This is a genomic window from Rhodobacter viridis (genome assembly GCF_003217355.1).
Lineage (GTDB): Bacteria > Pseudomonadota > Alphaproteobacteria > Rhodobacterales > Rhodobacteraceae > Rhodobacter > Rhodobacter viridis.
Genome location: NZ_QJTK01000005.1, coordinates 208,669 through 218,420, shown reverse-complemented (window position 1 = coordinate 218,420; position 9,752 = coordinate 208,669). Strand labels below are relative to the sequence as shown.

General features: G+C 58.2%; 7 protein-coding genes. 2 read left to right on the top strand and 5 right to left on the bottom strand.

Features of this window, described 5'->3' with window-relative positions:
• From C8J30_RS09280 to C8J30_RS09260, 5 genes are all read right to left on the bottom strand, one after another.
• Positions 1–1,995, bottom strand: a 1,995-nt coding sequence (locus tag C8J30_RS09280) for an AAA family ATPase (RefSeq protein ID WP_110805557.1), incomplete at its 3' end; no start/stop codon positions are given.
• A gap of 150 nt (positions 1,996–2,145) precedes the next feature.
• Positions 2,146–3,450 carry a type II toxin-antitoxin system HipA family toxin gene (locus C8J30_RS09275; protein ID WP_110805556.1) on the bottom strand — a complete coding sequence of 435 codons (1,305 nt, stop codon included), beginning with the start codon at positions 3,448–3,450 and terminating at the stop codon, positions 2,146–2,148.
• Between the two features lies 1 nt (position 3,451).
• Positions 3,452–3,667, bottom strand: a complete 216-nt coding sequence (locus tag C8J30_RS09270; RefSeq protein ID WP_110805555.1) for a helix-turn-helix domain-containing protein — start codon at positions 3,665–3,667, stop codon at positions 3,452–3,454.
• A 1,083-nt stretch (positions 3,668–4,750) separates the two neighbouring features.
• A complete protein-coding gene (locus C8J30_RS09265) occupies positions 4,751–5,002 on the bottom strand; it encodes a helix-turn-helix domain-containing protein (RefSeq protein ID WP_110805554.1) in 252 nt (83 codons plus the stop codon).
• A gap of 391 nt (positions 5,003–5,393) precedes the next feature.
• The gene (locus C8J30_RS09260; RefSeq protein WP_110805553.1) at positions 5,394–6,608 is read right to left on the bottom strand and encodes a hypothetical protein; all 1,215 of its coding nucleotides are present in this window, start codon (positions 6,606–6,608) and stop codon (positions 5,394–5,396) included.
• A 208-nt stretch (positions 6,609–6,816) separates the two neighbouring features.
• Between C8J30_RS09260 and C8J30_RS09255 the strand changes: the two genes are divergently transcribed.
• Together C8J30_RS09255 and C8J30_RS09250 are read left to right on the top strand one after the other, a co-directional pair.
• Positions 6,817–7,419, top strand: a complete 603-nt coding sequence (locus tag C8J30_RS09255; RefSeq protein ID WP_110805552.1) for a hypothetical protein — start codon at positions 6,817–6,819, stop codon at positions 7,417–7,419.
• Between the two features lie 373 nt (positions 7,420–7,792).
• Entirely contained in the window at positions 7,793–9,724 is a 1,932-nt protein-coding gene (locus C8J30_RS09250) for a DUF927 domain-containing protein (RefSeq protein ID WP_220033712.1), read from the top strand.
• Positions 9,725–9,752 lie beyond the last annotated feature (28 nt).

Below are 9,752 nucleotides of genomic sequence, written 5' to 3'. Positions count from 1 at the left end.
TTGAACTCCTTCGTGAACTTCCGTCTCACCATGTCCGATCTCCGTTTCCTTGGTCACGATCTTATCTTCGTGTCCACGAAACCGGCAGCAGGCCATCTGCCTGACCTCTTTCCAGAGAAGCTCATAGCTCGACTTGATCGGGTTTTCCCCGAACGACACCAGCTCTGATCTCCTCGAAGTCTTACGCACCACCCAAAACGTTTCATCTTTCTTCTTGCCCGTTCTTCGGCATGTGTCGAACGTTACCTCCTTGTGGAAGTAGATATTGTGTGTGAGCACAAATACCTGCTTGATTGTGCTCGCATCTGTGCGCATCTCGGCGATGACGGATTTTATCAGATTGCAAACTATGAAAAGTATATCCGCATCCATGCTCGAAACGGGGTCATCAAACACTACAACCTTGTCACCCATGCCGCCGCTCGAACTGAACGACCCCCTGATCAAATAATAGAAGTAAAGGAACGTGATAAAGGACTTCTCGCCTTCACTCAGCGTTCGTTTTGCGTCGCTCCCGTTCGGTCTTTTGACCTCGTAGAAGCCGCTCGCCGAGCTTTCAACGAGTCTGAAGTTGGTGAAGCCAAATGACTTCAGGAGTTTGTTGATTTCATCAATCGTAGGCTTGATACTTGTGATCTTGCGTTCATTTTCTTCGATGTCATCCTGCTTTTTGGAAAGATTGATGCTTTCCTTTTCAATCTGAGTTTCCAACGAGCTGATCGCCTTGTCGAGTCCGTCAGTTTCGGATTTAAATTTACCGCAAATCGCCTTTGTGTCTTCCAGCAGCCGTTTCCAAATTTGCGATGTCAGTTCTTTTTTGCGGATGGCAAGATTGTCGATGGTATCGTTATTGGTTTTGACTTTCTGGTTGGCCGCTTCGATGTGGGAGTTAACTGCTGCAAGCAGCGGGGCTGTATCGGTGAGAGTTACTGTGGAGCTAGGCTCCTTCCGCTTTGCCCTGACGTGTTCAATATTGCTGTCAAGAGCAAGGCGAAGGGCCGTGACATCCTTCTCGAAAGCCTCGCGGTCAAGGTAGGGCGATTCAATAATTTCGGACACGTTGTAATTGGTCAGTTGGTCTCTTGCTGCATTGGTGTAGTCGAAAAGCAGCTTGTCAATAGCCGCGAGGTCGGCAATGTAACTCTCATCAAAATATGCCTCTATGCTCTGCCTGAAAGCTGCATCTGTATTTTGCTGGCAGAATGGGCACCGATCTTCAAGTTGATCGAAATACTGCCGTCCCTGTTGCACCCAGTCACTATTGCCGAGATTTTTTATCAGCGCGGCGATGTCTACGTCTTCTTTGCCTATGACCTTCTTTTTGAGGATAGCCGAGCTTTCAAGTTCTGTAACTTTTGATTTATCCAGACTGGGTAAGGCTTTTGCCTCTGTCAGCGATCCGGAGAACACAGTTGCGGCGTCGTCGCGAAGCTCTGAAATATCCCTCACTGTCGCGACGTTAGCTGAGGCCTCGGTCAAGTAGCGGTCACGGAACTTCTTCTTGTCGCTGTTTAGTCCAGTGAAGGCGTCTTTCAAATCACTGAGCTTTCCTTTGGCGTCCCACACATCTTGTAAAAACTGTGCGTCGAGCGTTTCACGTTCTTTCTTCTTACCACTTGTTCCGTCCTCACCGACAAGATTCTTTCGGAGACTGCCAAGCTTCGTTTTGATGGAATCGGCTTCTGCCTTTAGTGTGTTGATCTTCTCGGCGACCTCAACGTTCCCTCCGAACGTGTAGATGCCCTTGATGCTGCTTGCCGCATCGAAATGCTTCTCGACAAAATCTCTACTATAGACGCGGGTTTCCAATGGGGTGCCGCCTGCCCATGCTATATGGCAGTCAGGGAAGTTTCCCGAGCCTTCGATAATGCGAGAAATCGTTGTCTTGCCAGCTCCGTTCGAGCCGAAGATGAAGTTTACTTTTTTCAACGCTTCGAGCTTCGTTCCTATGGCATCGTAAGCGCCTACATTCGCCAAATAGATGTTTTCGATCAATTGAGTTCCTCGCTGCAGGTGGCTTCAATGCATCAATTGGTTTTTTGGCATGTATCATTTTGACAGTTTGACACTGCTATTGAGGCTTTGCAACTGAGACGTGTCTTTCGATGTCTGAGGACGCTCGGCGGTCAAGGCAACCCCGGCGCTTCACGGTCGATTGATGATCAACCCATCGCGCTCGGGGATCTCGATCGCCACCTCCAGCGCCTGTGCGAGCCAGCCGGCCTGTTCCGCCATCGCATCGCCGAGCGGTTTCAGACTCGGTCCCCGCATCGGAGCGATCTGGACGACGGTGGCCTGCACGATCTCGATCAGGCGCTTGCGCAGCGCGGGCGTGAAGCGCGGAAAGCCAAGCGAAAGGATGAAGTCCTCAAGGTCGGCCGCAGCGATCTCGTCGGTCATCTGCGCGCGTCCGATGTCGAACGCCAGCTGATGTGTCACTTCGCGGTCGATCAGCACCGGCGCGACGTCATAGACCGGCGCCAGAACGGGACGCGGACCGGTGTAAAGCAGCGCATGGTTCTTCGCGTGGTTGTCGGTGTTGCCGAGAAGCAGGTTCACCAGCGTCACCTCGAGGAACGCTTGACGAGCGCGACCGGGGTTTGCGGTCTGCGCGAGCAGCTCTCCCATCGAGCGTGCCCCGAAACGGCGGCTGTCACTGTTGTTGCGCTGGTATTTCAGATGCGGACCAAGACCGAGCGCCTGGGCGAAATCCTCCTGATGGATGCGATGCACGACCCCGCCGTCGCACATCCGATCGAAACGGGTGACGAGCAGTCCTTGCAGGTCGCCCTCTCCCAGCATCGCGGTTTCAGCGACCGGATGACGCTGCATCCCGCGCATCAGGCTCATCAGCACATGTTCCTGTCGCACCAGCGCCATTTCGGACGGTCGGGGCACCTTCAGGATATGCGTCGTCGGCACGTTCAACCCGCGTTTGGGCAGCGCAAAGCGACCATCCGGCAGCTGTGTCAGTGCGACCTTGCCTTGAACGCCCGCAAGCGGAGACGGGTCGCGGGTGTCCTCGGGCAGACGACGGCGATCACGCAGCGAGACCATGATCCGAGTGAGATCGTCCGCATCGAGCGCGTCATAGTCGGTCGCAAGATCGCCTGGCATCTTCGCCGGACCTGCCCCCACCGGAACGCAAGAGATCGCACCAGGACAATCCGCACCCAGATGTTCGAGCTGTCCAACGATGTCGGACCAGTCGAGCCGGTAGCGTTGCAGGATCTGCTCGCGCTGCGCATTCTCGAAGAGCAGGTTCGAGAAGAAGGCGCGCGTCACGGCATCGCCGAAGGGTTCCTCGCGGAGTGGCAGCGACAGCGACAGCGGATGGGGCAGCGTGTCGGTGAGATAGGCGAAAGCAAGCGCGCCATCGTCGAACCGGGTCAGACGACCGATCGGCTGCGCGCGGGCTTCAAGGAAGACGTCGAGGTCAAGCCGGGGCATCTCAGGCGCTCAACGTGATCTGCAAGCCGAGATCGCGGCAGATTTGCAGCACAAGACCGATGCGGGCGGTCTCCTTGCCGTTCTCGATCGCGCTGAACGTCGCCGCCGAGACCCCGCTTTGCATCGCGGCCTCGGCCTGATGCAAGCCAAGCGCCAGCCTGCGTGCGCGGATCGCCTGTCCGAGCTCGGCAACGGTGGAGATGGGGGTGTCGGTCATCGCGCCATCGACGATCGTTGAAACGAGTGCTGAGGATGCACCACTTTGAAGTTTGCGTCAACGATCGTTGAAATTGCGGTTTGAAGAGGGCTGCAGGGGGCGCCGTTTCAATGATGATTGATATGGCGTTCCAAGCGGGCCGGGGCAGTCACCGATGCAAAGGTGCGGGTTTCCGAGGAGACATGCCTTGAAGGCAGAGAGGCGAAGTCCACATGCGCGCCGCCAACGATGCCTTCGGCGAGTTCGCCAGAGCGTGCTGAGAGGGTTGCATTTTGGTTGACACTTGGTTGACAAAATGGCCTCCAAAGTTGACAACGGGTTGACATTTGGTTGAAAAGCGACATCAAAAACGTCGTTTCTGTCAACCTTTCGGGTCTTTTTGTCAACCTTGTCAACCTCGAAAGCCCAATAAAATAAGGCTTCGACGCTCCCAAGGTTGACAAAAGTCTCGGAAAACTTTTTTCCACCTTAAAGCGCGGACTTCAGGACGGGGCATCCCGAAACGAAATCCACCAGGATCGGATCGAAAACCCCGCTCTGTGGCATGACAACGCCTTGGCTAACAACGATTGCACCGGCGCGGATTTCGATGTGAAGGTGGCTGTTATGAGCATGTTTCCTGCGCCGCGCTTCGTGAAATGACTGTAGCTCATCAGCTGAACAGCTCTTCAGCTATATAGACAGCGCGGCGAAGGACGTCGTTTCTCCGGTTCAATCGAAAATGCACTTGGGGCGGTCACAGGCTGCGATCTCGCGCGGGTGCACCGTGACCTCATGCGTGATGATGGATGCGACTCAGCGCGCGCCCCAATGGGCCTGACGCACGCTCCGTGGTCGATCTGCGGTGGTTGATGTCGATCTGCATGATGGAGTGCGAAGCGAAGGTGTGGAGGACAGCGGCGGCGCGCCTGTTCTCCTTGCGATAGGAAAATCACCGGACCCTTCCGGTCCCGCTCTTTTCGCACAGTCACGGCAGCAGTCGATCACGCCCGTGAGGGGCGGTCCGGCTCGTCGCGCGTCGATCAGTGGCCAGCTTATGGCCACGTCTCACCTTCTACGAACACGCTGCTGCATCGCGCCAATTCAGGCACGATCCTCGATGTCAAACTGTGTCAGCTTTGTGCGGATGTCGATCCGAAACTCGAGATCGAGCGCCCCCAGCACCGACAGGAGGGTATCAATCCTTGCGGGGCTTTCGCCGCGCTCGATGGTCGAGATCGTCGCCTGACGCAGGCCCGCGCGCTCGCCGAGGTCGCTTTGGCTCCAGCCGTGGTTTTTTCGGGTGCGCTGAATGACGGCGCCGATCTGCTTGGGGGTGCGTGCAAGGTTGCTCATCGCGCGATCATGCGCCAGGGCGTATAAATCGTCAATATGCGCTATAGCGTATATTGACCCGATCGCGTGCTCCGATGTCAGCGCGACTTCGGCTGATTGCTCGAAAACATGCGACTGCTGATGGATGCCACCGCAGTCTCGACCATGCAGGGCGGCCTCAAGCGGGGAACGGCTGCAAGGCGGGATCGGTCAACGAAGGACCAGCCCGGACAATCACTGGCTGCATCGCCGCCACATTCGGTGCAGGTTTTTTCCACCGTCATCAGCCTTGTCCGCGATCGTGACCCCTTTATGGCAGCCTTTTCTGCAAGGAGTCCGAGCGAAAGACCCTGCTTTCGGTCCTTTTAACTGTAGATAAGCACTTACTCAGAGGCTTCCACACACCCCTTCATCAAGGCTTCAGCTTCTTCCACGCCGTTCCTTCACGCTTCTCCAGGGCTGTCAGCGCCACGTTCACCTTCCTGTTCATCTCATCCCAGGCAACGAACGAGTCCGCGAGCCGCTTTCCTGCAAAAACGCGCGGCCGCGGACCTTTGATCCTCCGCACCGCTTTCGCCACATCGCGCTTCTGTGTCTTTAGGAACCTCTCGCTCTCCCGGTCCATCGCCATCAAACCGACCAACCCGGCGCGCAACCAGGTCCTCGCGCGCCAACGCTGCTTTTCGTTCTGCAGCACATCGCTCCCGGTCCTGATCTGTGACCGGGCCGAAAACGTCGGCAGCTTGAACTGGAAGGTGCGCTTTTGCAGCCTGCTTGCCTGCAGCGCTTTCAACGAGGCGATGTCGGTCACGCCGATCGCAAGCAACTCGGCCCCCTTCAGCGTTGCTTCGATTCGCACCCGTTTCCGGTCCTCGGAAAGGTCGGTGAAACTCCCATCCATGCGCTGCGTGTCGATCACCTTGTCCATGAGCCGGATCATCAGGTCATCGTCGCTCGCACCAAGATACATCGTTGCATCGATGGGCGGGATCTCGTGCGCATCCGGGCTCACCGCTGACAGATCCCGTTCTCGCATGGTTGGAGCACGCAGGAGCTTTCGAACCCCTGTCTCTACTTTCGCAAAGACCGCGCGCGGGCGGCTGTTCTTGTTCGACCAGATGTCTCGCCCGGTCCAGATCGTGCGCTGCATCGCACCCAGAAGCACCGCCCTGTCCTTGTCACCCGGTTGGGCGGGGTAGGCGTCGATGCTGATTTCGAGACCTGTCACGCGCGCTGCGCTTGCTTCTCCGAAAGAGGTCTTCAAGGCAGCATGGATCTCGGTGATCCGCGCCATGCTGGCCGGTTCCTGCACCTTGATCGTGCAAGCGGTGAAGACCCCACCTGGTCCCAGATCCTCCGGCGCGATATGACTATTCCGGTCGAGGAACTGTCTCAGCACCTGCTGGACATGCTGCGCCTGCGTCGGCCGCGCGAAATGAACGCGAACCTCGATCCAGTCATACACGGCTTGGAAGCGATACGCGTCCAGATCGACCTTCGGCACCAGCGCAACGCGTCCTGCAAGACGACGCTGGGTGTTCGTCAACACCCGAACCTCATGCTCAAGGCGCAAAGGGTCGGCGAGCTTTTTCGCAAAGGGCAGAAGGGCTTCGGTCGGCAATCTCATGCGCGTCTCGTATCGAAACCCGCGCTGCGGTCGCAAGCGGTTTCGATGGCCTCGGGGTCGTCATCGGTTCAGGATCACGGCAAACGGCAGCAAAGCGGGATCGACGCGCCGTCATGTCTGCCCCCCAAAAAAATCCTCGGGACGGTTCTGACGGCTTGCAATGGTGTCGGTGTTGGTGTAACCGTGCATCGGCAGCAGGAGACTCATGATGGCCCTTTCCAACGCAGAAAAAGTCAGGCGCTACCGCGAGCGCCAGAAAGCAAAGAAGCAAGAAGCGATGAAGACGCCGACGCAGAACGCCGATCTGTTCAAGACGCCGTTCTTCGAGGTCTTCACCCTCGACGACCAGTATGACTCGCTATACGCGCATTCGCTCGAACTCGCCGGTGTGCAGCCGCTTTACTTCACCGACGACAGCGGCCCCGAAGCCTGCACCCTCGACGATCTGAGCGACTCGCGTGAAGAGAGCGGGTTCTCGAACCCGTTCGGTGACTCGAAGGGTAGCTCGCTCGGTAAAGCCGAAGTGCTGATCGGTTGCCTGATTGATGCGGCGCACGATCTTGCGCATCGCGTGCGTGACTACAAATACGCCGAGATCCGCGCGCGCATCGCCGAGATCGAGCAAACCGATCTGAGCGACCCCGAGATCAAACGTGCTGCCTTCGCCACCGTTGCCGAGTTGAACGCGATGCTGGTCGAGTTCAACAAGGAAATTCGTGTGCCCATGCCGAAGTGGAAACCCGACATTTTCATCGGAACGTTCGAAGAGTGGCTCGCGAAACAGACTTTCGTGGTGAAGTTCGAGAGCTGAAGCGTCACGACCACCAGCAACCGGCTACATCTGAACTAACGCCCTGACCGAAGCATGCACCCCGCGCGCTTCGGCGGGTCTTTCGCATCCTGACAACACGACAGAGCACCTTGCATCGCTCGATCATCGAAAACCATCGCGTTTCCGGTGCCGAAGCATTTGTGCCTGCCTTCAACCGACGGAGATTTCTTTCATGACCTGATGACGTGACCGACAGACCAACACCTTCCCGCCCTTACCGACCAGGCGGGACCGCCGGGACCGGCGAACGCTTCAGAAAAAACTGACTCAACCGACGCGGCCATGCCGGCCGCGACCGATCCCCCATTGCCGATTGATCGGCTCAGAAGAGAAAGATCAAGAAATGAACGTCATGAACAAGATCGTCTCGATCTCCGACGCGATTGAAGCGCAAGCCGAAACCGAGTTTGCGGTCGAGGCCGCCAAACCCACCCTGCAACTCGTTCATCCGGTGCAATCCGAGCCGACACCTGCGGCCGAAGCCGAGGTGACGGCGCAAAGCGTCGAAACCTCCACACTCGCCGCGAACGATGATCGGCAGCCGGTCCCAGCGGTCCCAACTGTCACGACCAGTGCTGAAGCTGCAGATCCGGTCGGCGCGGTCTCATCAATCCCTGATGGTTACGCACTCTTTTCCGATGGCGTCTATCAGATGCCGAGCGACGAGGAGGGTGAGCCGGTTTTCATCTGTTCGCCCCTGCGCGTCGATGCCTTGTTCGCTGATCAAGATGGTCGCGGTTGGGGACGCCTGGTTGTGGTGCGCGACGATGATGGTCGCTGGCACGATGTGCCGGTGCTGAATGCCGATCTGACGCGACGCGCAGCTGAGGTGCTGGCCCGGTTACATGACTGCGGTCTGGTTTTGGGTGTCGGCAAAGGCTCGAAAGACCGCCTGCTGCAGCTTCTCCAGCGCTGGAAACCGCAAGCGCGCCTGACCTCGGTTTCGCGTCTCGGCTGGGCGGGGGAGACTTTCGACAGCTTCGTCATCGGCTCCGACGTGATCGGCGACGCGAAAGTGCTGCCGATGCCGGCTCTCGGAAACGGTCCCGCCCGCCATCTTGTTCAAAAGGGCACGATCGACACCTGGCGTTCCGAGATCGGTCGCAAATGCGATGGCAACCCGCTGATGATGCTCGCGGTTTCGCTTGCCTTCTCCGGTCCGCTCCTCGCCCTCCTCGGCGAGATCGGTGGCGGGTTGCACTTTCGCGGCACATCTTCCTCCGGCAAGACCACGCTGCTTCGGCTCGCTGCCTCGGTGTGGGGTTCGCGCGAGTTGATCGGTCAGTGGCGCGCGACGAGCAACGGCTTGGAGACCACGGCTGCGGCGCTGAACGACATGCTTCTGCCGCTCGACGAAATCGCCGAAATCAGCCCCCGTGCGTTGCACGAAGCGATCTACATGCTTGCGAACGGGAAAGCGAAAAGCCGGATGACAAAAGACGCGACGCTGGCCGATACAGCCTCGTGGCGGCTTGCGATCATCTCCTCGGGTGAAATCAGCGTCGAAGAAAAGCTGAAAGAAGCGCGGCTCGATGCGAAGACTGGCCACGAGGTGCGTCTGATCGATATCGAAGCCGACACCCGGACCTGGGGCGTGTTCGACATTCTGCACGATGCAAAGAACGCCGCCGCCTTCGCCGACATGCTGCGCAATGCTGCGAACGCTTGTCACGGCGCGGTCGGTCGTGAATTCGTGCGCAGGCTGTCGAAGCTTACCCGCACTGGTTTCGCGACACAGATCGAGGCGTTGGTGCGCGCACTGGCGTCGTCGTGGGTAGGCACGTTGCCGAGCGCGCCTGATGGCCAGATCCAGCGTGTTGCCCGTCGTTTCGCGATCATCGCGGTGGCAGGACGGCTGGCGACGGGGATGAAGCTTACCGGCTGGTCGGACGATGCCGCAGTTGAGGCAGCCAGGACTGCTTTCCTCGACTGGTATGAACGTCGCTTTGGTGAAAAGCGCGAAGCCGTCGATACCGTGGTGGAGCCGCTGAAAACCTTCCTCGACAACGAACTGGCGACGCTTTCGCCCCTGAGAGGTGATCAGACCGAAAGCAACCTTCACGGCTGGCGCGACGACACCCGGGCATACCTGACCGCCGAAACCTGGGCGCGGCTCTATCCCGAGACCGAAGGTGCGCGCGCGGCGAAAGCGCTTCTCGACATGCAGATGCTTCTTCCCGGCGAAGGTGGTCGCACGATGCGCCGTGCGTCGCGCCACATCCCAGGTCGTCCGCGCCTTTACACGCTGAACCTTGAGCGCATAGACGCCTACAAGATCAGCTGAGTTCACCAGCAGCGGGTCCGGCCCCACC

Bases quoted from the DNA above. Each gene is read 5' to 3' on its own strand.
- C8J30_RS09275 (WP_110805556.1), bottom strand. From the start codon at position 3,450: ATGCCCCGGCTTGACCTCGACGTCTTCCTTGAAGCCCGCGCGCAGCCG.
- C8J30_RS09260 (WP_110805553.1), bottom strand. From the start codon at position 6,608: ATGAGATTGCCGACCGAAGCCCTTCTGCCCTTTGCGAAAAAGCTCGCC.
- C8J30_RS09255 (WP_110805552.1), top strand. From the start codon at position 6,817: ATGGCCCTTTCCAACGCAGAAAAAGTCAGGCGCTACCGCGAGCGCCAG.
- C8J30_RS09265 (WP_110805554.1), bottom strand. From the start codon at position 5,002: ATGAGCAACCTTGCACGCACCCCCAAGCAGATCGGCGCCGTCATTCAG.
- C8J30_RS09270 (WP_110805555.1), bottom strand. From the start codon at position 3,667: ATGACCGACACCCCCATCTCCACCGTTGCCGAGCTCGGACAGGCGATC.
- C8J30_RS09250 (WP_220033712.1), top strand. From the start codon at position 7,793: ATGAACAAGATCGTCTCGATCTCCGACGCGATTGAAGCGCAAGCCGAA.